Consider the following 25907-nt stretch of genomic DNA (forward strand, 5'->3'; position numbering starts at 1 on the left):
CCTGGAAGGATGGGGGCATGCGCATCGCGGTCACCGGTTCCACCGGTCACATCGGCTCCGCCCTGGTCCGTTCCCTGCTGGCCGACGGCCACCAGGTGGTGCGGCTGGTACGCCGCCGCAGCCGCACCGGGCCGCAGCCGGACGGCTCGCTCGGGGTGGGCTGGAACCCGCAGCGGCTGGAGATCGACGCGCCCGCGCTGGAGGGCCTGGACGCGGTGGTCCACCTGGCCGGCGCCGGTGTCGGCGACCGCCGCTGGACCGAGTCGTACAAGCAGGAGATCCGGGACAGCCGGGTGCTGGGCACCGAGACCCTGGCCGGCGCGCTGGCCGGGCTGAAGCAGCCGCCGAAGGTGCTGCTCAGCGCGTCGGCGGTGGGCTTCTACGGGCAGACCGGGGACCGGGTGATCGACGAGACCGCGCCGGCCGGGGACGACTTCCTGGCCCGGGTCTGCGTCGAGTGGGAGTCCGCGGCCCGTCCGGCCGCGGACGCCGGGATCCGCGTGGTGCACCCGCGCACCGGCATGGTGCTGGACCGGCACGGCGGCGCCGGGGCGCGGCTGCTCCCGCTGTTCCGGCTGGGCCTGGGCGGCCGGCTGGCCTCCGGCGAGCAGTACTGGAGCGTGATCTCGCTGGCGGACGAGGTCGCGGCGATGCGCTTCCTGATCGAGCAGGAGGGGATCAGCGGGCCGGTGAACCTGGCCGGGCCGGTGCCGGCCACCAACCGGGAGCTGACCGAGGCGCTGGGACGGGCGCTGCACCGGCCGACGGTGTTCGCGGTGCCGCGGTTCGCGCTGGACATCGCGCTCGGCGAGATGGCGGTCGAGGTGGCGGGCAGTCACCGGGTGCTGCCGCGGCGGCTGCTGGAGACGGGGTTCCGCTTCGAGCACGGCGACCTGGACGCGATCGTGCGCGCGGCGCTCTGACCGGTCGGGCCTGCAGAGGGCACGCCGGCGGGGGCGGGGGCGCGGGCCGGGGCGCACGGTGGTACGTAGGCGGCGCGTCCAGCGCGCGGACTGACCCCGCGCGCCCTCCGGTGTCCCGTACGCCCCTCCCGGCGCACGGCGGGCGCCCCCACGCGGCGAGCGTGCCGCCGAACCGCTCCCCCTCCCCCGATTAGCCGAAAAGCTCCGGTCTGACGAAGACACTGACGGGGCATCACATGGTCGGACTGCGTCCCGGCTCCTCGCCGACCCGGAGGGTTCGAGCGGAGGAGCTCCGTCAGGGAGGGAGCACACACACGTGCCCGCATACGACTTCACCCGCCGCACCGGCCGCACCACCGACCCGGACGTGGTCGTGGTCGGCGCCGGCGTCGCCGGGCTGGCCGCGGCCCGCGCGCTGGCCGAGCGCGGCCTGGACGTCCGCGTCCTGGAGGCGACCGAACGCGCCGGCGGCCGAATGGCCACCCGCGAACTGGACGGGTTCCGACTCGACCACGGCGCCCACCTGCTGAACACCGCGTACCCGGAACCCGCCCGCCGGCTCGACCTGGACCGGCTGGAGCTGCGCCCGCTGGCCCCCGGCGTGCTGGTGCACAGCGGCGGCCGCCGGCAGCGCTACGGCGACCCGCAGCAGACCCCCGCCCGGCAGGCCGCGATACGCCAGCCCACCGCCCGGCAGGCCGGACGGACCGCGGGCGGCGGACGGCAGCCGGCCGGCCGCGGCGGACTGGGAAGCCCGCTCGACCGCGCCCGGCTCGGCTCCGCCCTCGCCCGGCTGGCCGCCACCCCGGTCCCGAAACTGCTCGCCCGGCCGGAGACCACCGCCGCCCGGGCCCTCGCCGAACGCGGCCTGCCCACCCGCACCGCCGACGGCTTCCTGCGGCCGCTGCTCACCGCCCTGCTCGCCGACCCGGCGCTCGCCACCAGCAGCCGGGTCGCCGACCTGGTACTGCGCTCGTACGCCCGCGGCCGGCTCTGCCTGCCCGCCGGCGGCATCGGCGCGGTGCCCGCGCAGCTCGCGGACGGCCTGCCGGAGGGCACCGTCCGGTACGGCGTGGAGGTCACCGAGGTGGACTGCGACGGGGTGCGCACCGCCGAGGACGGCCGGATCCGGGCCCGCGCGGTGGTCGTCGCCACCGACGCGCCGTCCGCCGCCGCGCTGCTGCCCGGCCTGCGGCTGCCCGCCTTCCACCCCGTCACCACCTACTACCACGCGGCCGACAGCAGCCCGCTCGGCGAACCCGTGCTGCTGCTGGACGCCGACCGCCCCGGCGACCACCCGGGCGGCGGTCCGCACGGCGGCCGCTCCGGGGTCTCGCACTCGCTGGTGCTCAGCGAGGTCGACCCCTCGTACGCGCCGCCCGGGCAGGCCCTGATCGCCACCACGGTGCTCGGCCGGCACACCTTCGACGCGGGCGGGCCCTCCGGCGACGAGCCGGTGGTCCGGCGGCGGCTCGCGGAACTGTACGGCACCTCCACCGCGGGCTGGGAGTTCCTGGCGGTGCGGCACGTCCAGGACGCGGTGCCGGCGATGCCGCCGCCGCACCACTTCCGGCGCTCGGTCCGGCTGCTGGCCGGCCTGTACGTCTGCGGCGACCACCGGGACACCTCCACCGTCCAGGGCGCGCTGGTCTCCGGCCGGCGGGCCGCCGAGGCGGTGCTCCGCGACCTCGGCCTCCCGGCCACCGACCGCGCGGCGGACGTCGCGGCGTAGCCGGTCGGCTGCGCCGTGGCCACCCGGCCGCGGCGCGGCCGGCCGACCGGCCCCCGGTCCGCCCCGTCCCGCTGCACCTCCGGCGCAGCTACCCCGTTGCCGACGACCAGCATGCCAGTATGCCGATATGACTCATACTCGACCGAACCGGGCAGTCGGTTGAGCGCGGAGTCGGCGATCACACCGCTGACCCTCGTGGTCGTCCTGGCCTGCGCGGTCGCAGCGCCGCTGCTCGCCGACCGGGTGCAGCGCCGACTGTCCGTACCGACCGTGGTCTTCGAGATCGTGCTCGGCGTACTGATCGGCCCGGACGTGCTGGGCTGGGCTGGGCTGGGCTGGGCTGGGCTGGGCTGGGCTGGGCGAGCGTGGGCGACCTGCTCGACGCGTTCTCCCAGTTCGGCCTGGCCATGCTGATGTTCCTCGCCGGGTACGAGATCGACTTCCTCCGGCTGCGCGGCGGACCGCTCAAGCGGGCCGTCCTGTCCTGGCTGGTCTCGCTGGCCGTCGCACTGGGCTTCGGCGCCCTGGTCAACCGCGACCCGCTGGACGGCGCCTTCGCCGGACTGGTGCTGACCACCACCGCGCTCGGCACCATCCTGCCGATCCTGCGCGACTCCGGTGACCTGCCCACCCCGTTCGGCTCGATGACGATGGCGACCGGCGCGGTCGGCGAGTTCGGCCCGATCATCGCCATCGCCGTGCTGCTCAGCGGCAACACCCCCGTGAAGTCGGCGGTCATCCTCGGCGCCTTCGCCGTGATCACCGCGGTCGCCGTCGCCTACGCCCGGCGCCCGCGCCCGCACTGGGTCACCCGGGTGATCGGCCGGACCTGCGCACCTCCGGCCAGTTCGCCGTCCGCACCGTCATCCTGGTGCTCGGCGCCATGGTCGCCGCCGCGATCTGGCTGGAGCTGGACATGCTGCTCGGCGCGTTCACCGCCGGCATCGTCTCCCGGCTGCTGCTCGCCGACGTACCGGAGGCCGAGGAGGAGGTCATCGAGGCCAAACTGGAGGCGATCGGCTTCGGCTTCCTGGTCCCGGTGTTCTCCGTGGTGAGCGGCATGAACTTCGACCTGCAGGCACTGCTCGACGACCCGGGCACCCTGCTGCTCGTCCCGGTCTTCCTGCTGCTCTTCGCCGCCGCCCGCGGCCTGCCCGCCGCCCTGCTCGTCCCCGGCCTCGCGCCGCGCGACCGCGCCGCCCTCGGCCTCTACGGCTCCACCGCGCTCCCCCTGGTCGTCGTCATCACCACCATCGAGGTCGACGCCGGCCACATGCCCAGCTCCACCGCCGCCGCCCTGGTCGGCGCGGGCATGCTCTCCGTCCTGCTCTTCCCGCTGCTCGCCCAGCGCCTGCGCGGCGAAACACTTCCGCCCGTACCCGGGGGCGAACGCCCCCGGGTACGGGCGGAGAGCTGGTGACAGTCGGTCAGCCGACGCTCGGGGCCGCGCTCTTCGGAGGCGGCGGGTTGATCACGTCGAAGTAGACCGCATGCTCCTTCTTGTTCAGGAAGAACTTGCCGGAGTAGCTGCCGGAGGTGACGTACTTGTCGAACTCCTCGCTGTGCACCCAGTCGGCAGTGGTGTTGAGCATCGGGTCCATTCCCGCCGGAACGTCACTCGGGCCCTCCGGTATCCACTTCCCTGCGGCTGCCAACAGCTGAGTGACCCGGTCATCGGTGAGCCAGGCGATGCCTCGTGCGTTGTAGTCCGTCGGGCCGATGTCCCGGCTGCCCCCGTTGCTGGCAAGGATCTCCCAACGTACGCGCTCGAAGCCACCGAGCTTGGGAAGCCGGTCGCTGATGGCCTTCGCGTCCGTCCGCACCTTGGGCGCATCGGGCGCGGCGGCATCCGATCCCCCTACGGCGGCACAGCCGGTCAACAGGAAAGCACCTGCGCCCACCATGGACACGGCCACTCGTCCCAAGTACTTCATCGCCCACCGCCTCCACTGACGGTCGCCGCCCCCGGGCACCCTCGGGCCCATGTCACGTCACGGGTCAGTGAACCATACGACATGAAGGGCTTGGCCCAGCCGAGCGTGGCGAACCGTCCGTTCTCCGCGTCCTTCTCCTTCGTGGTCACGTCGGCCGCGCCGGCATTGAAGTTGTACTTGTCCTGGGCGTTCACTGTGACCTTCATCGACATCTTCTGCCCCTCCACAGTGACCGTGGCGTTGACCCAGACATCGTGGTCACCGAGCGCCTTCCGCCAGTTGTCGGTGTCCGGCTGACCACCCAGGGAGAAGAGATCACTCGAGATGTCGAACGATCCACTGCCCGAGCCGGCCGCGTAGTACTCCGCCCACTGCTCGCTCGTACCGATGACACCGTTCACGAAGGCCTGGATGTTCGCGTCGGTCTCGTACGCCTTCTCGTAGTCGACCTCCCAGTCCTCGCCGGTGTTCTCGAGGTAGTGCTCGTAAGCCAGCGCTCCGTCGATGATCGAGGCCTCGGGGCTCTTGCTGATCGGCTTCTTGTTGCACCAGTACGCCCTCGAACAAGCCTCGGCGCCAATGGCCCAGGCCTGCCACTTGAGATGGCTCTTGTAGTCGTCCGGGGTGGCCTCCGCATTCGGGTCGTACGGGAACCAGTCGTCGTACTGCTTGTCGAGGATCCTTCCCGCCTTCTTGCCGATCCGGAAGTTCCCTCGCTTCGGCTCATCCATCGGGGTTGCCGAATACGAGGAGTCGTCCGTCCCGGGCGAGTCGACCGTGGCGTCCCCGCCGCCGTCCATGAAGGCCATGTGCATCATGCCGGTCGGGTCGCTGGACGAGACCGGACTGTGGTTGCTGTAGGCGTAGCCACCCATCTGCTGCGGGTCGGTCACGTCGATCAGCGGGTCCGGGCTGATGAAGCGTCCCGTTGCCGGGTCGTACTCGCGCGCCCCGAGGTGGGTGTAGCCGTCGGAGGCATCCACGGTGCCGCCCACGTAGCCCTTCTCGCCCGGCCAGGCAGCCGGCGCGGCGCCCCGAAGCCCGCCGTAGGGAAGGGACTTCTTGCGGTTGAACGCCATGGTGGAGGCGTTGACCGACAGGCTGTTGGTGCCGTGGTGGTCGGCCAGCAGGTAGCGGACCTTGCCGTCGGTGCTCGTGCGCACCGCCTGGCCGTCGAGGACAGCGCAGTACCGGGTTCCGGTGACGGTCTTGGTCGAGGTGGCCAAGGTCAGCTCCTGCTCACCCGGCAGGTAGAGGGTCACAGCGGCCGGGTCACGCCGCAGGATCCGGTCGCCCTCGGCTCCGTAGACCATGGAGCTCGTCGTGCTGCCGGCCGTCGCGCCGGGGGTCGAGGTGGCCAGGTGGTCCTCGGAGTCCCAGGTGAGGGTCTGCTTGACCGTACCGTCGGTGGTGGTCGTCAGCAGGTTCCCGGCGCCGCCGTAGGTGTAGGTGGTGGTTGACGTCGCAGCACCGGTGGTGGTCGAGACCTGCGTCGCCGCGTGCGGACGGATCGCGCCGACGGTGGCCGGGTAGGCGAAGGTCTTCACGGTGTCCGCGGTGGCGGTGCCGGTCTTGTGCTGGGTCTCCTTGGTGCGGTTGCCCGCGGCGTCGAAGGTCCAGCTCGTCCAGTACGGGTCGACGGTGCCCAGGTTCGGGCCGCCGACGCTGGTCGGGTTGGTGGTGCAGCCGTCACCAGAGGTCCAGGCCTCGGTCAGGCGCCGGGACCAGTCGTTGCTGAAGCACTGGGTGTCGGTGACGGTCTTGTCGTTCTGTTCGTCCTTGATCTGGGTGATGTCACCGATAGCGTTGTAGGTGTAGGTGGCGTTGGTCAGGGTCTGCGGACCGGACGCCTCGCGGTCGTCCGCCACGTTCACCAGACGACGCGTCGCCTCGTCGAAGGTGCTCGTCCGCACCACGCGGCCGCCGATCGTGCCCAGCTGGGTCTGAAGAATCTGGCCGAACGCCGAGTACTTGGCGCCGCCCAGGTAACTGATTCCCAACGAACTGGACCGCGAGGCCAGCTGACCGTACTTGTCGTAACCACTGGTCAGCGTCTCCGCCGGCAGCGCCGACGTCGCGTTGGTGTTGGTCGTGGAGTACGCGGTGGTGACATGCAACCCGATGTTCGGCGAGTAGGTGTAGTCGAGGGTGTAGTCACCCGCGAGCTTCTCCTCGCCCGGCACGCTCGGCACCGAGAAGGTCGTACCCGTCGGCTGCCCCAGCGCGTCGTAACCCTTGATGGTGCTGCTGTACGCGTAGGTCGTGCTGCCCACCACGCTGTAGCGGGTGTTGCTGGCCGGCTTGCCCACGCCACCGGGCGCGGTGTCGTACGTCCACTCGGCAAGCATCGGTCCGGTCGTCGAACCGGAACGGATGGTCCGCTTGCGGCCCAGGACGTCATAGGTGATGCCGATCGTCGACTCGTTCGGCGTTCCGACGGCAGAGGTCGTGGTCGCCACCTGCCCGTTGGAGCCGTACGTGGACTGGCTGACGCCCCGGTCCGGGTCGACGGTGCGGGTACTGCGGCCGCGCAGGTCGTACGTGTGCTCCCAGGTGTTCTTACCCGTCGTGTCGGTCACCTTGAGAACGCGGCCGGCAGGGTCGTAGGAGTACTTGATCGTCTCGTACTGCGTCACGGCTGCACCGATGACCGGCGTGCGGTCCTTGTAGTTGCGCAGCTCGACCGTCCGGCCCAGCGCGTCGGTGATGCCGAGAGTCGCAATGCCACCGGCCGGCGGCAGAACGGACGTCCAGCTACCGCCGTAGGCAGTGGTGGTGCGCCACTTCTCCACGTTCAGGGACTTGAGGATCGCCGCTGTCGGACGGGATCGACCGTCGAACTCGGTCACCGTCTGGGACGGGATCTGGTTGTCCGCCACCGAGTACATCGTGGTGGAAACGGCCAGACTGTTCCAGTACTCGGCGTTGGTCTTCCACGTGCGTCCATGGCTGTCGTAGAAGGTGTCGGTGATCGTCCGACCCGTGATGGTCGATTCGGTCTGGGTCTGACGCGACCTCAGGAACGAGTCCAGGAACGTCGTGGCCGTGCGATAGGAACCGTTCTCCAGCAGTGCCTTGGTGGTCACCGCCGTCGGGACAGTCGCGGACAGCGCATAGCTGAACGTCGCGCTGGCGGCCAGATTCGTCGGCCGGCCCGCACCCCAGGTCGCGGTCAGTCGGCCCGCGGCGTCGTAGCTGCTGGCGTCCGTCCGCCCGGCCACATCAGTGGACGACACGGCCAGACCACGCAGCCCGTCGTATGCAGTCGTGCTGATCTGGTTGGCCGGGTTGGTGACCTTCACCGTGGTGGGCTGCCCACCGTCGGCCGGCGTGTAGCTGGTGGTGGTGGTCTGGTTGTCCTCGCCCGTGCTGGAGGTCGTCCGACCGTACCGGTCGTACGAGGCGGCGTTCAGCGTGGCGTCCCACACGGCTGTCGAGCCGTTGTAACGTTCCAGCTCTTCGGTCTTGGTGACATTCACCTTGCCGTAGACCGGCGTCGCTCCGACCGGCTGACCGTCGTACGAGGTGCGGACCCCGCTCACGGCGGTCGCCGGAGCCGACGGGGTCGAGCAGAGCGTCGAATCCGTGGTGACCACCGACGGATAGTCGTTCAACCAGTTGGCCGTGTCCGGCGCCGTGTAGCTGGTACGAGTACAGGTCTCGTCGCCGGTGACGGCGGTGTCGCCCTCGTCGCTAACCTCGGTGAGGCGACCGTACGTGGTCTCGTACGTCCGGTTCACCTTGGTGGTGCGCCAGGTGCTGCCGGAGAGCCAGGTGCGGGTCTGCTCGGTGGCCGTGCCCGAGAAGCGGGCCTCGACGACCGGCAGATCCACACCGGCCTGGCCGTCCTTGCCCGACAGGCTCTTCGGCGTGTAGCTCGCGCCGGCCGCGCTGCGCCAGGGAGTGCTGCTCGACTCGACGACGACGGTGCCGTTGTCCTGGTCGAAGGTCGACACCTTGGAGACCCGGCCCTCGAGACCGTTGGAGTCGGTGATCCCGTTGACACTGACGGAGCGCTTGCCGCCACCGGGCAGCAGGTCGCCGTCCATGCCGCGGAAGTACTCGGTCTCGGTGAGGGTCTTGTTGACCGTACCGACGCGGGTGCGGACCTTGGCGTAGCCGCGGAACTGGTTGTAGGTCCGGTTGTTGTCCGGGGTGAACTCGGAGTCGTCGCGGTGCCAGGCGGCGCCGCCGAGGTACTCGTACGAGGTGACCTTGGACTCGGAGCCGGAGCCGGCGGTGGTGTCGTCCTCGGTGACGCTCGCGACGAGGTACTTGTGGAACCAGTCCAGCACCTGGGCCTGGCCGTCCGGCGTCCAGTAGGACGGGAAGCACGCCTTGTCGTTGGACTCCGGCGCCGGCGTGGAGCCGTACACGCACTCGTTGGGCCGGTAGGAGACCAGGATGTCGCCACCGGTCTCGTTGGTGATCTTGATCATGCGGTACTTGTGCATCGGCGGTCGGCCCTCGGCCGCGTCCACCCGGTTGTCGTACAGGTCACCGGTGAACTTCATCGGCTGCGGCAGCTTCACGTCCGTGAGCGCACCGGCCTGGAAGGTCCGGTCGATGGAGGCCAGCCACAGCGACGGCGTCGAGGAGTCACCGGTCGGCGGCAGCGTCTGGCTCAGCGACCACTGGTCCACCGGGGTGAGCGTGCCACCGAGCCGGGAGAGGGTGCTGATCTGGGTCAGCCGCTTGCGGGTCCAGAACGTCGGCGAGACGTTGGAGCACGCCGAGTTGACCGCGCAGTCCTGGTCGACGGGCACGTCCGGCCAGTCCGTCGCGTGGGCCTTGTCGAAGGTGGTGCAGGTGGTCAGGCAGCGCTCGCCGACCGCGAACTGCACCTGCGCCGACGGCTTCGACGGCGCGCCGAGGTCACCGCGCAGACCGTAGTCGATCCGCTTGAGGTAGCCGCCGCGCACATAGGAGACCGAGCCCGAGTCGGTCTTCAGGTTCTGCGCGTAGGCGTTGGTCTCGCGGTCGTAGTAGAACGCCATCGCGTTGCCGTGCACGTCGACCGCGAAGTCCAGGTTCCACCGCCATGCCTGGGTCTTCACCGAGGCCGCGAAAGTGCCGGCGTTGCCGGGCTCACCCGCGTGGTTGCCGTAGACCGGCACCGTCCACGCCGAGTTGGTGTCCTCGGTCGACTCCAGCGAGATCGGCAGCTTGTTCCGGCCGAACCAGTACTGGTTGCCCGCCGTGTCGGTGACCTTCCAGTACTCGTTGTCGTCGTCGCCGTTGCCGATCGCCTCACCGCGGATCCGCTCGATCCGCGAACCGTCGTCGTTCACCGGACGCCAGGTCTGGTCGTCCACCTTCACCAGGGGAGACGACGAACCGTTCAGCGACATCGTGGCGTTGTCGGACTTCCAGCACAGGTCACCGGTCTTCGCCGAGTTGTTGCCCTGGTACTGATCGCCGCCGCAACCGGTGTAACTGCGCTCGATGAAACCCGGGTTGTAGTCCCAGCCCTCACCGATCCACGACACCTGGTTGTTCGTCGACGCCGTCCGACCGTCCGTGCTCGCCGAGCTGTAGGACAGCGAGACGCTCGGAGCGAAACCTCCCGGCACCGAAGGCAGGGAGATCGGGTAGTTCCAGTTGAACCCACCCGTGTTACCCGTCTGCGACCAAGTACCCGAGTTGGCGAGCGAGGTCGCCTTGTAGTCGCCCATCGCACCCGACGGTGCCGCCTCGGCCGTCGCCGCCAGCACCGTCATCGCCGACACGCCCTGCGCCGACGGAGCTGCCAGGGACTTCGACGCCACCGGCGTCGCCGCTGCGTCCACCTTGGCGGTCAGCGTCCCCGCCACCGGGTCGTTCACCGTCGGCACCGCGGTGCGCGTGCGGCACTCCGCCTTCTCCGGCGTGGTCAACGCACACGCCGGCAGCGCCACCAGCGTCAACCGCGACGCCGCGTCCGCCGAGAACGCCCCCTTGAACTGCGCATAGTCCACCGACACCGACAACGGCGCCGACACACCCTCACTACCGACACCCACCAACAGGCCGTCAACACCGGCCTTCTGAGCAGCAGTACGGTCGGCCACCTGCACCGACACCGCACCCGGCGCGCCCTTGTCCGCAGCGGACGCCACCGTCACCGGCGTCCCCTCGGCCCGCTTCGCCGACTTCCCGGAGCCCGACAGATCCACCCGAGCCGACGCGGCCTTCGGCCAACTCACCGCCCCCGGCTTCCAGTTCGCTGAGCTCTTGGACAGAGTCGACGACGACTGACCTGTCAGGTCGCGGCCGTTGACCGACTTCTGCTGCTGAACCGGCCGCACCTTGAAGCCCGGTAGGCCGGCGGCTCCGGCCACCGGAGCCGTCAGCAGACCGACCACCAGAGCGGTGGCCGTCGTGACCGCGGCGAAAGACGACCTTCGCAACTCTCTTGCTATGCGCGTTCTTGACTGTGAGTGATGCAAACTCCCCAACCCCTCATCACACGTTCTTCAGAAATGCCTGCGCGATCCTTGCGGTCCCGGCTTCGCACGGCAAGTCCATTTGATGAAGGTCACATTGACGGAACGTCCGCTTACTGATGATTTGGCGGCTGTGCCCCTATCGGAAAGTCCGGATTCGCCCGGACAGCACACGATCGGTTGAAAGTTGGAAAGCCGCACACGCGACTTCGCAGGCGGACAGTCCGACGAAAGTTCGGCCAACTCCGGTGATCGCTTTACCCGGCATGTCCACGTCGATCCGCTCCGTGCCATGGAGCCCGAACCGACCGAAGGGCCGCCGCCCCCGCACTGGGCGGGGGCGACGGCCCCAGGTATTCGGCTGGTAATGCGTCAGGGCGCGATGCGCGCCGGGTGGAGGTTCATTCCACCGGTCTCGTTGACGGAGTACCAACGCAGGTCCATGCCGATCACGCGCTTCTCGACCAGCACGTTGACGACATCGTGGTCACCGAAGGTGATCACCTGCGTGGTCGTCACCCGCTGGATCAACGGGTGGCCGACCAGCATCTTCCCTGCCGTCTTCTCGTCCACCGTGAGGCCCTGGGTGGCTGTCGTCGCCCAGGTGGTGGTCACGGTCTTCGACACTTCTCCCGTGACCTGCACACTCGCCTCGACCTTTCCGATCAACCCGGACAGCCCGACCTCGGCCTTGACGCCGACGGTCGCACCCACCTTGGCCGCGATGGCGTCCTGGACTGTCTGGGTGCTGGACAGGCTGGTGGTCAGACCGACCGGCGAGGGCCCCACGAAGACGATGCCGGTGGACGTGTCCGTGTACGGGATCTCGCCGTGGACCTCCTCGGTGAAGTCGATGACCGAGCACCAAGCGGGGAGGTTGGTGTACTTGCAGACTCCCGACAGCGCCTCCGTTCCCATGTTGAAGTAGCGCCGCACCTCCTGCCCCATGGACTCGGAAGCACAGACCAGCGTCGCGCAGTGCGACGTCTTCCGGTTGGACGTCGGGCGCTTGCCCTTGCTGGGCGATCCGGTTCCCGAGGAGCCCTGCCCGTCGTCGGTGGACATCGTGGTGCCGTCGCCGGAGCCCGAGGAATCGGTCGGCGACGAGGGGTCGACCGTGGCGGACGTCCCGGTGCCACCGGTCTGGGTGACGCAGTTCATCGTCACGCACCACGCGCCGTACAGGCCGGTGGGGTCGAAGATGTTGACCGGGTTGTGGTTGCTGTAGGCGTATCCGCCCATCTGGGCGGGGTCGGTGAGGTTGATCACCGGGTCGGGGCTGATGAATCGGCCGGTCGCCGGGTCGTACTCGCGGGCCCCGAGGTGGGTGTAGCCGGTCGCGGTGTCGACGGTGCCGCCGACGAAGCCCTTCTCCCCCGGCCACGCCGCCGGCGCCGCCCCGCGAAGCCCGCCGTACGGCAGCGACTTCTTGCGGTTGAACGCCATGGTGGACGCGTTGACGGACAGGTTGTCGGTGCCGTGGTGGTCGGTCAGCAGGTAGCGGACCTTGCCGTCACTGCTGGTCCGCACCGCGCTGGCCTCAGGGACGGAGCAGTACCGGGTACCGCTCAGCGCCTTGGTGGAGGTGTTCAGCGCGAGCTCCTGGCCGCCCGGCAGGTACAGCGTGACCGTGGCCGGGTCGCGGCGCAGGATCCGGTCGCCCTCCGTGCCGTAGACCATGGAGCTGGTGGTGCTTCCCGCCGTCGCTCCGGGGGTCGAGGTGGCCAGATGGTCCTCGGAGTCCCAGGTCAGGGTCTGCTTGGTGGTGCCGTTGGTGGTCGTGGTGAGCAGGTTGCCGCTGCCGCTGTAGGCGTACGCCGTGGTGGCGGTGGTGGCACCGGTGGTCGCCACCTGGGTGGCGGCGTGCGGGCGGGCCGCGCCGGTGGTGGTCGGGTAGGTGTAGGTGTTGACCGTGTCCGCGGTCGCCCCACCGGTCTTGTGCTGGGTCTCCTTGGTGCGGTTGCCCGCCGCGTCGAAGGTCCAGCTCGTCCAGTACGGGTCCACGGTGCCCAGGTTCGGGCCGCCGACGCTGGTCGGGTTGGTGGTGCAGCCGTCACCGGAGGTCCAGGCCTCGGTCAGCCGCCGGGCCCAGTCGTTGGAGAAGCACTGGGTGTCGGTGACGGTCTTGTCGTTCTGCTGATCGGCGATCCGGGTGATGTCACCGACCGCGTTGTAGGTGTAGGTGGCGCTGGTCAGGGTCTGCGGACCGGACGCCTCGCGGTCGTCGGCCACCGTCGTCAGTCGGCGCGTCGGCTCGTCGTAGGTCATCGTCCGCACCACCCGGCCGCCGGTCGTGCCCAGCTGGGACTGCAGGGTCTGGCCGAACGCCGAGTACTGCGCACCGCCCAGGTAGCTGGTCCCCAGCGAGCTGGAGACCGAGCCGAGCTGGCCGTACTTGTCGTACCCGTTGGTCAGCGTCTCCGCCGGCAGCGCCGTGGAGGCGTTGGCGTTGGTGGTCGAGTACGCCGTCGTGTTCGGCAGCCCGATGTTCGGGGTGAAGGTGTAGTCGAGGGCGTAGTCACCCGCGAGCTTCTCCTCCCCCGGGACACTCGGCACCGTGAAGGTCACACCGTTGGACTTCCCCGTCGAGTTGTACCCCTTCACCGTCGAGGTGTAGGCGTAGGTCACGCTGCCCACCGTGCTGTACCGGGTGCTGGTCGCCAGGAGGCCGACGCCGCCGGTGGCGCTGTCGTACGTCCACTCGGCCAGCAGCGGGCCCGCGGTCGAACCCGAGCGGAGCGAGCGCTTCCGGCCGAGCGAGTCGTAGGTCAGCCCGACCGTGGACTCGTTCACCGCTCCGACGGCCGAGGTCGTGGTGGCGAGACGACCGTCGGACCCGTAGGTCGACTGGCTGACACCCCGGTCCGGGTCGACCGTCCGGGTGGTGCGGCCACGCAGGTCGTACTCGTTCGCCCAGCTGTTCCTGCCCGTTGCGTCCGTCGCCTTGAGGACGCGACCGGCAGTGTCGTAGGAGTAGGTGATCGCCTCGTACTGGGTCGCGGCGGCACCGATCACGGGGTTGCGGTCCTTGTAGTTCCGCAGCTCGACCGCCCGGCCCTTGGCATCCGTGCGGGTCAGCGTCGCCGTGCCGCCGGCCGGCGGCAGCGCCGAGGTCCAGTCACCGCCGTACGCGGTGGTGGTGCGCCACTTCTCCACGTTCAGCGACTTCAGCACCGAGGCCGTCGGACGGGAACGACCGTCGTACTCCGTCACGGTCTGCGACGGGATCTGGTTGTCCGCCACCGAGTACAGGGTGGTGGAGACGCCCAGGCTGTTCCAGTAGTCGGCGTTGGTCTTCCAGTCGCGTCCGTGGCTGTCGAAGAACGTGTCGACGATCGTCCGGCCGGTGACCGTCGACTCGGTCTGGGTCTGACGCGACCGCAGGAACGAGTCCATGATCGTCGTGCCGGTCCGGTAGGAGCCGTTCTCCAGCAGCACCTTGGTGGTCACCGCCGAAGGCACGGTGGCCGACAGCGCGTACGTGAAGGTCGAGTTGGCCGCCTGGCTGGTCGAACGCCCTGCGGCCCAGACGGAGGTGAGCCGACCGGCGGCGTCGTACTGGCTGCTCGTGGTGCGCCCGCCGACATCGCTGGACGACAGCGCGAGGCCGCGCAGGCCGTCGTAGCCGGTCGTGGTGGACTGGTTGGCGGGGTTGGTGACCTTGACCGTGGTCGGCTGCTCGCCACCGGTGGGCGTGTAGCTGGTGGTCGTGGTCTGGTTGTCCTCGCCCGTGGTGGAGGTCGGACGGCCGTAGCGGTCGAAGGTCGCGCCGTTCAGCGTGATGTCCCAGACGGGCGTCGAGCCGTTGTAGCGCTCCAGCTGCTCGGTCTTCGTCACGTACACCTTGCCCGCCAACGGCACCGCACCGACCGCCTGGCCGTCGTACGACATGCGCGAGGCACTCACCGCGGTGGTCGGCGACGCCGGGGTGGTGCACGGCGTGGAGTCGGTGGTCACCGTCGACGGGTAGTTGTTCGCCCAGTTGACGTTGTCGGGGGCGGTGTAGGTGGTGCGGGTGCAGGACTCGTCGCCGGTGACGGCGGTGTCGCCCTCGTCGCTGACCTCGGTGACCCGGCCGAAGGTGGCGTCGAAGGTCCGGTTCAGCTTCGTCGTGCGCCAGGTGCTGCCCGAGATCCAGGTGCGGGTCTGCTCGGACGACGTGCCCGCGAACCGGGCCTCGACGGCCGGCAGGTCCACACCGGCCTGACCGTCCTTGCCCGGGATGCTCTTGGGCGTGTAGGAGGCGTTGATGCCGCCCTGCCACGGCGTGCTGGTCGACTCGACGACCGCGGTGCCGTTGTCCTGGTCGAAGGTCGAGACCTTGGCCGACCGGCCCGCGTAACTGCCGGAGTCGGTGATGCCGTTGACGGTGACCGACCGCTTGCCGCCGCCGGGCAGGACGTCGCCGTCCATGCCGCGGAAGTACTCGGTCTCGGTGAGGGTCTTGTTGACCGTACCGACCCGGGTGCGGACCTTGGCGTAGCCGCGGAACTGCCCGTAGGTGCGGTTGGTGTCCGGGGTGAACTCGGAGTCGTCGCGGTGCCAGGCGGCGCCGCCGAGGTACTCGTAGGAGGTGACCTTCGACTCGGAGCCGGAGCCGGCGGTGGTGTCGTCCTCGGTGATCGAGGCGACGAGGTATTTGTGGAACCAGTCCATCACCTGGGCCTGGTTGTCCGGCGTCCAGTAGGACGGGAAACAAGCCTTGTCGTTCGACTCCGGCGTCGGGGTCGAACCGTAGACGCACTCGGTGGGCCGGTAGGAGACCAGGACGTCGCCGCCGGTCTCGTTGGTGACCTTGATGATGCGGTACTTGTGCATCGGCGGGCGGCCCTCGGCCGCGTCGACGCGATTGTCGTACAGGTCGCCGGTGAACTTCATCGGTTGCGGCAGCTTCACGTCGGTGAGCGAGCCGGCCTGGAAGGTCCGGTCGATGGAGGCCAGCCACAGCGACGGGGTGGAGGAGTCACCGGTCGGCGGCAGGGTCTGGGTCAGCGCCCACTGGTCGACCGGCGTCAGCGTGCCGCCGAGCCGGGAGAAGGTGCTGATCTGGGTGAGCCGCTTGCGCGACCAGAACGTCGGGGAGACGTTCAAACAGGCGGAGTTGGCGGCGCAGTCCTGGTCGACCGGGACGTCCGGCCAGTCGGTGGCGTGGGCCTTGTCGAAGGTGGTGCAGGTGGTCAGGCAGCGCTCGCCGACCGTGAACTGCACCTGGGCGGACGCCTTCGAGGGAGCCCCGAGGTCGCCGCGCAGACCGTAGTCGATCCGCTTGAGGTAGCCGCCGCGCACGTAGGAGACCGCGCTGCCCGAGGTGTTGAGGTTCTGCGCGTAGGCGTTGGTCTCGCGGTCGTAGTAGTACGCCATCGCGTTGCCGTGCGCGTCCACGGCGTAGTCGAGGTTCCAGCGCCATGCCTGGGTCTTCACCGAGGCGGCGAAGGTGCCGGCGTTGCCGGGCTCACCCGCGTGGTTGCCGTAGACCGGCACCGTCCAGGTGGAGTTGGTGTCCTCGGTCGACTCCAGCGAGATCGGCAGCTTGTTCCGGCCGAACCAGTACTGGTTTCCGGCGGCGTCGGTGACCTTCCAGTACTCGTTGTCATCGTCGCCGTTGCCGATCGCCTCACCGCGGATCCGCTCGATCCGCGAACCGTCGTCGTTCGCCGGACGCCAGGTCCGGTCGTCGACCTTCACCAGCGGCGTGGAGGATCCGTTCAGCGACATGGTCGCGTTGTCGGACTTCCAGCACAGGTCGCCGGTCTTGGTGCTGTTGTTGCCCTGGTACTGGTCGCTCGCGCACGGCGTGTAACCGCGCTCGATGAAACCCGGGTTGTAGTCCCAGCCCTCACCGATCCAGGACACCTGGTTGTTGGTCGACGCCGTCCGGCCGTCCGTGCTCGCCGAGCTGTAGGACAGCGCGATGCCCGGCGCCTGCCCACCGGGGACCGATGGCGCGGGGATCTGGTAACTCCAGTTGAACCCGCCGGTGTTGCCCGACTGCGACCACGAGCCGGTGGCCGCCAGCGACGTGGCCTTGTAGTCACCCATCGGGCCGGAGGGCGAGGCATCGGCCGTCGCCGCCAGCACCGTCATCGCGGACGCACCCTGCGCCGAAGGCGCCGCCGCCAGGGACTTGGACGCCACCGGTGCCGCCGCTGCGTCCACCTTCGCGGTCAGCGTCCCCGCCACCGGGTCGTTCACCGTCGGCACCGCGGTGCGCGTCCGGCACTCCGCCTTCTCCGGCGTGGTCAACGCACACGCCGGCAGCGACACCAGCGTCAACCGCGACGCGGCGTCCGCCGAGAACGCCCCCTTGAACTGCCCGTAATCCACCGACACCGACAGCGGCGCCGACGCCCCCTCACTGCCGACACCCACCAACAGGCCGTCAACACCGGCCTTTTGAGTGACCGCACGGTCGGCCACCTGCACCGACACCGAGCCGGACACGGCCTGGCCCGACGCCGAACCCACCTTCACCGGCGTCCCGGCGGCCTGCTTCGCCGACTTCCCCGCGCCGGAGAGATCAACCCGGGCGGAGGCGGCCTTCGGCCAACTCACTGCTCCGGACTTCCAGTTCACCGAACTCTTCGACAGGGTCGACGACGTCTGCCCCGCCAGGTCGCGACCGTTCACCGACGTCGGCTTCTGCACCGGTCGAACCTTGAACGCGGACGAATCCGCCGCAACTGCGGGCACAGAGGACAAGCCGACCACCAAGGCGGAGACGACCGTCACCGCCCCGAGAGTTCTTGCTCTACGCATTCTGCCCGATATGAGTCTTCTTGACTGTTCGCCAGGCAACTGTCCCACCCCTCGTAGCAAGCTCCAGAATTGCCTGCGCGATCCTGCCGCGCACTCACCCTGCACGGCAAGCACTTTGGACTGGACCACTTGACGCCTCATCCAGTTGCTGACGATTTTTCACCGAATGCCGCGCAATGGCATTGACAGTCCATTGCCATGGTGAATGTGATGCGAGACACACCACCCTGTCCGTTTGCTGACGGTTCGACAGCGAATACCCTGGCCGACCCACTCCGTGTCCGACCGCGAACACTCAAGTCATCGATTTAGCGCTGTCCACGGGGCTTTGATGGCTAATAACATCCCCCGGCACCATCGACTCGGATCGAGGGGGATCCTCCGCATGAGCACACCGAAGAGACCTGCGACGGGACGGCGACGTCTCCTCGCGCTGTTGACGACCAGTGCAATACTCGGCGCGCCATTGGCCGTCACCACGTCGACTGCGGTCGCTGACACTGCATCACCCAAGGCCGCTGCTCCGCAGTCGCCGGAGGCGCGGGCGCAGGCCGAGGCGAAGAAGTCCGGCAAGCCGGTGGAAATCGCCGAGCTGGCCGACGAGTTCAACGAGACTTTGGCGAATCCGGACGGGACGTTTACCCGCCGCGCCCATGTCGAGCCGGTCCGCGCGAAGGTGGACGGTGCCTGGCGCACCCCCGACGCGACGCTGCGGAAGGGTGCCGACGGGCGCCTCTCCCCGACCGCGTCGACGTTCCCGATCGCGTTCTCCGGCGGCGGCACCGCCCCGCTGGCGACGATGACCCGCGACGGGCAGACCCTGTCGGTCAGCTGGCCGACCGCCCTGCCGACGCCGACCGTCTCCGGAAGCACTGCGGTCTACGCGGACGTCCTGCCCGGCGTCGACCTGAAGGTCCTCGCCGACGTGGACGGCTTCGCCGAGCACCTGGTCGTCAAGACCCGGGAGGCCGCGGCCAACCCGGCCCTCGCCGAGCTGAAGCTCCTGACCAAGGCCGACGGCCTCACCGTGGAGAACACCGAGGACGGCGGCATCAAGGCCAAGGGCAAGGACGGCAGGACCGTCTTCCAGGCCCCGGCGCCGACCATGTGGGACACCCCGAAGAAGGCCAAGGCCCCCCGCGGCATGGCCGTCTCCGAGGCCCAGGAGGGCACCGAGCCCGCCGCGCTCCCGGTCAAGGCCGCCCGCATCGGTGTGAAGGTCAAGCCCGGCGAGATCGGGCTCACCCCCGACAAGAGCCTGCTGACCTCCCCCGACGTCCAGTTCCCGCTGGTCATCGACCCGGTCTTCACCGGCGGCGGTCGGCAGAAGTGGTCCTTCACCGCCTCCTCCTACCCGGGCAGTGCCTTCGTCTCGGGCAGCGGCTGGACGTCCAACAACCCGACCGACGAGTTCCGTCTGGGCTACTCGGGCGACTCCAAGCACCAGTCGTTCTTCACCGTCGACACCAACGGCCTCAGCGGTGCGCAGATCCTCTCCTCGACGCTCCACACGGTCGAGACCCACTCCTGGGGCTGCACCGCGTCGTCCGCCGGCTACACGGACCTCTGGGTGGTCGGTGCCTGGGACCACGACCCCACCTGGAACTGGCCCCTCCCCCGCATCGAGAAGGTCGCCTCCGACAGCTTCGCCGGCGGCAACGACACGTACTGCCCGAACGACCTCGGCCACGACTTCGTCTCCGACGGCCTGAAGTACTACGTGCAGCGGATGGCCGACGAGAACAGCAGCGCGCTGACCCTCAGCCTGGCTGCCGAGGCCGGCATGGAGGGCAACACCTTCAGCTACAAGCGCTTCAAGAACAACCCATACCTGGAGATCACCTACAACCGCGCGCCCGTCGTCAACGAGTACGCCGCCTACGAGGGTTCGTGGGTGCCGAACGGTGACGGCAACAAGCCGATCCCGTGCGACACCAACCCGGCCACCTGGCCGATCGTGGGCAACAGCAGCGTCACCCTCGCCGCCCGCGTCTCCGACCCGGACGGCACCAACACCACCGCCCACTTCGAGGTCTGGCCCGACGGCGGTGCCGGTGCCGTCCAGAGTTTCGACTCCTACGTCGGAAGCGGCAGTTGGGCGACCGACTCGGTTCCCGCGGACACCTTCCTGGACGGCCGGAAGTACCGCTGGTCGGTGCTCGCCAAGGACGGCATCACGCAGTCGGCGGCGACCACCAACTGCGGCTTCACCGTCGACAGGACAGCGCCCACCGGCCTGACCGTCACCGCCACCGACGGCAAGCGCCTCGACGTGGCCGACGTGCCGGCCCGGGTCGCCCGGACGCTGAAGTTCACTGCGGCCGACACCAACCTGGCCGGCTTCTGCTGGACCCTGGAGCAGCCGATCTCGACCTCCAACACCCGGTGCCAGAACGGCACCTGGGTGGACGCCGTGAACGGTTCGGCGACCGCCACCGTGACCCCCACGTCCTGGCCCAACTCCCGCCTGCACGTGGTGGCCTACGACAAGGCCGGCAACCGCAGTGCCGACGCCGCCGGTGGCGCGCAGCTGATCGTCACCGCTCCGGCGGACTTCGTCCGTCCGGCCGCGACGGCCGGCACCCCCGCCGTCCGGGACCTGCCCGGCGACCTGACCGGTGACGGCTACCCGGACGTGCTGACGGTGTCCCCGCAGGGTGCCCTGCGACTCAACCCCGGTACCGGCAGCGGTGTCTCCGCCACCCCGATCGACCTCGGCAAGGGTTGGGCGGGCGCACTCGTCACCCACCGCGGCGACCTGGCGGGCAACAGCGCCACCACCGCGGACGCGGACGGCTACGAGGACTTCGTGATCCGTCCCGCGAGCGGTCCGGACGCAGGCAAGCTGTTCGTCTACCCGAACGACGGCCTCGGCCACCCGAACCCCGCGACCCGGCACGAGCTGATCCACCCGACCAAGCCCGACTGGAGCGAGGCCACCCAGATCCTGGCCGCGGGCAACCTGGACGGCAAGGCCGGCGACGACCTGGTCACCGTCGAGGGCGGCAAGCTGTACCTGTACAGCGGCAGGGTCAAGGGCGGCGGCACGGTCGACACCGCCAACCCGTTCGACCTGGCCGGCCGGACCGAGCTGGGCACCAGCGGCTGGACCCCGCTCACCGTGACCGCCCCGGGCGACGTCAACGGCGACGGCATCAACGACCTGGTCACCCGCAACACCGCGACCGGCGCACTGCGCCTGTACACCGGCAAGGGCGGCGGCGCCACGGCGTACTCGGTGAACACCGCTGCCGCGTACGGCACCATCGCGGGCTCCCGCGCGGCCTTCCTGTCCCTGGGCAACATCCAGGGCGCCGTCACCAACGTGGCCGGCTACTACGACGCCAACGACAACGGCACGCAGGACGCGAACGAGCCCACCACCACCTACCGCCGCTACAACGCGACCACCGGCCAGGAATCGGCCGACCTGCTCGCGCTCACCCCGGCGGACGGCAGCGCCACCGTCAGCTACACCGACGACGGCACCACCACCAAGACCACCACCTGCCCCAACGGCTGCGTGCTGGCCTACCCGGCCGGCTCCGCCACCGCCGGCACGCTGCCCCGGCTCGCCGCCACCAGCGGCGCCTGGGGCGCCGACTCGCTGGAGGGCCCGTCCCCGCTGGGCACCCGCCTGATGCGCGACCGGACCGACTACAACAAGGACGGCTGGACCGACATCCTGGCCCGCGATTCGGACGGCAACATGTGGGTCTACCCCGGTTCCGGCGGCAGCGGTGTGGGCGCCTACGGCGCTCGGAAGCTCGTCTGCTCCGGCTGCGGTCCGTACGCGGCCTGGGCCACCGACTTCGACGGGGACCGGATCGCCGACCTGATCCTGCGTGACAGCTCCGGCACGCTCAACCTGTGGCGCGGCAACGGCACTCCGGGCGACGGTACCAACTGGATCGGCCCGACCCGGATCGGCATCGGCTGGGGTTCGCTGCGCCTGGACTTCGGCGACCTCAACAACGACGGCAAGGTGGACGCGGTCGCCGTCGACGCGGCCGGCGACATGTGGCTCTACCCGGGCACCGGCGTGGCCACGGCCGACAGCCAGCTCGGCTCGCCCACCAAGATCGGCACAGGCTGGAACGGCTTCGACTTCCTGGTCGGCGACATGAACAACGACGGCCTGAACGACGTCGTCGGCACCTGGCAGGCCAACGGGAACATGTACCTGTACGCCGGCACCGGCGGAACCGGGATGTCCACCCTCGGAGGCTCGGCCCTGATCGGCACCGGCTGGTACCCGGCCTACCACCGCCCGCAGATCGCCGACGTCAACAACGACGGCCTGACCGACATCCTGGACCGCGACTCGGACGGCAACCTCTGGTGGTACCTGGGGTCCGGCGGCACCGGGACGTCGACCATCGGCGGACGCAGCCTGGTCGGCTGGGGCTGGCAGACGTACGACACTTACCAGTAGGAAGCCCGACAACCCGAGGGGCCGCCACTCCCGCACCGCGCGGGGGCGGCGGCCCTTCGCCGTGCGACGTGGCGTCAGACGACGCCCGCCTGGCGGGCGGCCTCCTCGAAGGCGCGGACCGCCGGGGTGGTGCGGTACGGGGCGAGGCGGCGGTGGAAGTCGCGCAGGTACTCCACCGTGCGGGCGGACCGCATCTCGCCGGCCGCGCGGAGCGCGTCGGTGGCCATCGAGCAGGACTCGTCCACGTCGCCCATGCCGAGCCGGGCGGTGGCGAGCACCAGCCGGCACAGGATCCTGCTGCGGGCGTACGCGGGGGCGCGCAGCCGCAGGGACTTCTCGGCGTGCTGGGCGGCGGGCCGCCACTGCTGCAGGTCGCGGTAGCAGTGGGCGAACTCGTCGGCGAGCTGGGCGTCGTCGAAGTACCGTGCCCAGGACGGGACTTCGTCACCGGGGCGGGCGGCGGCGAGGGCCCGCTCGCAGCGCACCAGCGCGGTGGTGCAGGAGCGGACGTCGCCGAGCAGGGCGTGCCCGCGGGCCTCGGCGCCGTGCATCAGCGCCTGGACCACGGGCGCGGCGGCGGTGCCGACGCCCTGCTGGGCGACCCGGGCGAGCTGGATCGCCTCCCGGGCGTGCCCGAGGTGGACGGCCTGCTGGCTCATCGTGGTGAGGATGAACCCGCCGAGCACCCGGTCGCCGGCGGCCTGGGAGAGCCGCAGGGCCTGGACGAAGTACCGCTGGGCGAGGCCGTGGGCGGCGATGTCGAAGGACGTCCACCCGGCGAGCCGGGTCAGGTCCGAGACGGCGCCGAACAGGGCGCGGCCGATCTGTTCGCCGTAGCGGCCGCGCAGCATCGGCTCGGCCTCGCTCTCCAGGTAGCGCACCAGGGCCTGCCGGGCGTGGCCGCCGCCGTACGCCTGGTCGAGGGCGCGGAACAGGTCGCCGACGGCGCGGATGGCGGCGATGTCGCCGCGCCCGACCCGGATCGGCGGCCGGTGGTCGCGCCCGCCGCCCTCCGGGTGCTCCCCCGCGCCCGCCGGGCGGCGGCTCTGCTGCTGCGGGACCCGGGGTCCCGCCCCGCCGTGCGGCCCGGGATGCGCGCCGGGGTGCCCGGGCCGGCCGGGGTGGGGGTCGGTGCGCAGCTCCTCGGGCGGCAGGGTGGAGCCGTCCCGGGCGACCCGCTCGTCGGTGCGGCCGATCAGCCAGTCCCGGCTGGGGACGACCAGGCCGGCCGGGGTGAAGGCGATCTTGCGCAGCTCGGCGTAGGGCCCGTTGTCCTTGCGCCACATGGAGGCGACGATGTCGACGGCCTCCTGCGGGGTCTCGGCGAACTCCAGGCCGGCGTAGACCGGGGCGCAGGCGTCCAGGCCCACGTCCTGGGCGGTGAGCCGGCGGCCGAGCCGGCGGGTGAAGACCTCGGCGATCAGCGCCGGGGTGGCGCCGCGCGGCTGCTGGCCGCGCAGCCAGCGGGTGACGGAGGTCTTGTCGTAGCGCAGGTCCAGGCCGTGCTCGAGACCCAGTTGGTCGACCCTTCGGGCGAGCCCGGCGTGCGAGAAGCCGGACTCCTCGATCAGGGCGGCGAGAAGGGGGTTCTGCGGGCGTGCGGCGGCGGGGCCGTCAGCCGTGTGCTCGTCGGACTCCTCGTCGGAGGCGTGCGCGTCGGCGTCGTCCGGCTCGGCCGGGTGCCGGTCCAGCGGGTCCATCGGGTCGAGCGGGTCCATCGGGTCGAGCGGGTCGAGCGGTGCGTACGCCGGGCGGTCGGTTGCTGGCAGTTGGGACATCTCAGTCATCACCTCTCGGGCACCGCCCCGGCCCCCTCTGCCCGGATCGGCGCCCCCTGTCGGGAATCGGCGCGAATGTAGCGAGCATTCGGACGCTATGGGCGGATTCGGGCCCTCAATCCTCCGAACGGGTGACTGGGTGGCGCCCGTTGTGGGGAAGCCGGGGCGCGAGGTGTTTAAGTGGAACGGCCGCTGTGCCCGTCCTGCCCGCATGGCTCCCACAGCCACCAGGACACCGGGGTCTGTGGTGGCCGGCCACATAGGAGTGCGAGCCGCGGATTCCTACCGTTCTCGACCATGGACACCACTTCCGCGCCCCCGCTGGCGGGCCGTACCGCCTTGGTCACCGGTGCCGCCTCCGGCATCGGCCGGGCCTGTGCCGAGGCCTTCGCCGCGGCCGGCGCCCGGGTCTACGTCGTCGACCTGGCCGCCGAGCCCGCGAAGCGGCTCGCCGACGCGATCGGCGGCACCGCCGTCGTCGCCGATCTCTCCGACCCGGACGCGGTGGAGGCCCTGCCGGACGACGCCGACATCGTCGTCAACAACGCCGGCCTCCAGCACGTCGCGCCGCTGCACGAGTTCCCGGTCGAACGCTTCGCGCTGATCCAGCGGGTGATGGTGGAGGCGCCGTTCCGGATCCTGCGCCGCACCCTGCCCCACATGTACGCGCAGGATTGGGGACGGATCGTCAACATCTCCTCCGTGCACGGCCTGCGGGCCAGCGCCTTCAAGTCGGCGTACGTCACCGCCAAGCACGGCCTGGAGGGGCTCAGCAAGACGGTCGCCCTGGAGGGCGCGCCGTACGGCGTGACCAGCAACTGCATCAACCCCGGCTACGTGCGCACCCCGTTGGTGGAGAAGCAGATCGCCGCGCAGGCGCTGGCGCACGGCATCCACGAGGACGAGGTGGTCGAGCAGATCATGCTCGACCGGACCGCCGTGAAGCGGCTGATCGAGCCGGACGAGGTGGCGCAGCTCGCCCTCTGGCTGTGCTCCCCCGCCGCCTCCTACATCACCGGCGCCAGCCTGCCGGTGGACGGCGGGTGGACCGCCCACTGACCGGCTCTGCGCTCAGGCCCGGTCGTTCCAGCCGTCCCGGACGACCTCCAGGAAGCCGGGCTGCCGGGCCAGTTCGACCAGCTGGGACAGCGGCACCGTCGGATCGTCCGGCTGCGGGCGGGCACCGCCGCGGCCGAACAGCAGGACGTACACCCGGTCCTGCGGGGTGATCAGCCGGATCTCGGCCTCCTGGCCGCGCGGCGGCACCATGATCGGGTGCAGCACCCAGACCGCGGTGCCGTCGGGCAGCGTGAAGCCGGTGCAGTCCCTGCCGTCGGGCTCCACCGGCCCCCGGGCGTTGGACCGCGGGCCGCACGGCGAGGCGGCCCCGCCGCGGCCGCTCGCCACGCCGTCCAGGCGGCGGCCCAACAGCACCGTCCCGCCGTCCGTGCGGGTCATGGTGTACGCGCCCGGCACCGGGCCGTCGGTGACGTCCTGGAGGGCCGCCGGCAGATGGGCGCGGAGCAGGCCGAGCAGGCCCTGGTGGCCGCCCCGGCCCGCGCCGGACGGCGAGGCGCCGGGCGGCGAAGCGATCGAGGCGCCGGTCGGGCTCTCCGCCGCCGGCCCGATCGTCCCGGCCCCGGCGGGCGGGCGGCCGCCGAGCGCCCAGCCGGCCGTCGCCAGCACGCACACCGCCGCCGCGGTCGCCCCGACCGCGGCGAGACGGCGCAGTCGGCGCAGCCGGCCGCCCGCGCGCCGGACCTCCGGCAGCACCGCCGGCGAGGCCGGGGGCTCGGGCTGTTCGAGCACGGCCCGGAACAGCGCGCCCATCTCCTCGGCGTCGTACCTCGTCTCGTCCCCGGTCATCCCGCGTCCCTCTCGTGTGTCCTGCTGTGACGTGTGGCGCTTCGGTGCGTGCACGGGG

The 25907-nt window shown here is 70.6% G+C and carries 9 protein-coding genes and 1 pseudogene; 5 read left to right on the forward strand and 5 right to left on the reverse strand.

What is annotated here, in order from left to right; translation table 11 throughout:
* Positions 1–17: 17 nt before the first annotated feature.
* The 3 genes and pseudogenes from ACGFX4_RS17000 to ACGFX4_RS17010 all read left to right on the forward strand — a co-directional run bounded on the left by ACGFX4_RS17000 (position 18) and on the right by ACGFX4_RS17010 (position 4075).
* A complete protein-coding gene (locus tag ACGFX4_RS17000) occupies positions 18–923 on the forward strand; it encodes a TIGR01777 family oxidoreductase (RefSeq protein WP_393074391.1) in 906 nt (301 codons plus the stop codon).
* Between the two features lie 316 nt (positions 924–1239).
* Positions 1240–2655, forward strand: coding sequence for an NAD(P)/FAD-dependent oxidoreductase (locus ACGFX4_RS17005; protein WP_393074394.1), 1416 nt, complete (start codon positions 1240–1242; stop codon positions 2653–2655).
* Positions 2656–2832: 177 nt separating this feature from the next.
* Positions 2833–4075: pseudogene (locus tag ACGFX4_RS17010) on the forward strand (cation:proton antiporter).
* A gap of 7 nt (positions 4076–4082) precedes the next feature.
* Here the strand turns inward: ACGFX4_RS17010 and ACGFX4_RS17015 are convergent.
* The 3 genes from ACGFX4_RS17015 to ACGFX4_RS17025 all read right to left on the reverse strand — a co-directional run bounded on the left by ACGFX4_RS17015 (position 4083) and on the right by ACGFX4_RS17025 (position 17659).
* Positions 4083–4589 carry a hypothetical protein gene (locus ACGFX4_RS17015; protein WP_393074396.1) on the reverse strand — a complete coding sequence of 169 codons (507 nt, stop codon included), beginning with the start codon at positions 4587–4589 and terminating at the stop codon, positions 4083–4085.
* Positions 4586–10933 carry an RHS repeat-associated core domain-containing protein gene (locus tag ACGFX4_RS17020; RefSeq protein WP_393074399.1) on the reverse strand — a complete coding sequence of 2116 codons (6348 nt, stop codon included), beginning with the start codon at positions 10931–10933 and terminating at the stop codon, positions 4586–4588. The genes ACGFX4_RS17015 and ACGFX4_RS17020 overlap by 4 nt, the downstream gene beginning before the upstream one ends.
* Before the next feature lie 453 nt (positions 10934–11386).
* Entirely contained in the window at positions 11387–17659 is a 6273-nt protein-coding gene (locus ACGFX4_RS17025) for an RHS repeat-associated core domain-containing protein (protein WP_393074402.1), read from the reverse strand.
* A gap of 547 nt (positions 17660–18206) precedes the next feature.
* Here ACGFX4_RS17025 and ACGFX4_RS17030 point away from each other — a divergent pair.
* On the forward strand, positions 18207–22205 hold the full coding sequence (locus tag ACGFX4_RS17030) for an FG-GAP repeat domain-containing protein (RefSeq protein ID WP_393074405.1): 3999 nt from the start codon (positions 18207–18209) through the stop codon (positions 22203–22205).
* A 74-nt stretch (positions 22206–22279) separates the two neighbouring features.
* Here the strand turns inward: ACGFX4_RS17030 and ACGFX4_RS17035 are convergent, their stop codons facing one another.
* Complete coding sequence (locus tag ACGFX4_RS17035) at positions 22280–23983, reverse strand: regulator (RefSeq protein WP_393074408.1); 1704 nt, start codon at positions 23981–23983, stop codon at positions 22280–22282.
* A 297-nt stretch (positions 23984–24280) separates the two neighbouring features.
* Here ACGFX4_RS17035 and ACGFX4_RS17040 point away from each other — a divergent pair, with 297 nt between their 5' ends.
* Positions 24281–25042 carry a 3-hydroxybutyrate dehydrogenase gene (locus ACGFX4_RS17040; protein ID WP_393074410.1) on the forward strand — a complete coding sequence of 254 codons (762 nt, stop codon included), beginning with the start codon at positions 24281–24283 and terminating at the stop codon, positions 25040–25042.
* A gap of 12 nt (positions 25043–25054) precedes the next feature.
* On the opposite strand, the gene ACGFX4_RS17045 is transcribed toward ACGFX4_RS17040, so the two are convergent.
* A complete protein-coding gene (locus ACGFX4_RS17045) occupies positions 25055–25849 on the reverse strand; it encodes a hypothetical protein (protein WP_393074413.1) in 795 nt (264 codons plus the stop codon).
* Positions 25850–25907 lie beyond the last annotated feature (58 nt).

It is taken from the genome of Kitasatospora sp. NPDC048365 (assembly GCF_043200835.1).
Lineage (GTDB): Bacteria > Actinomycetota > Actinomycetes > Streptomycetales > Streptomycetaceae > Kitasatospora > Kitasatospora terrestris.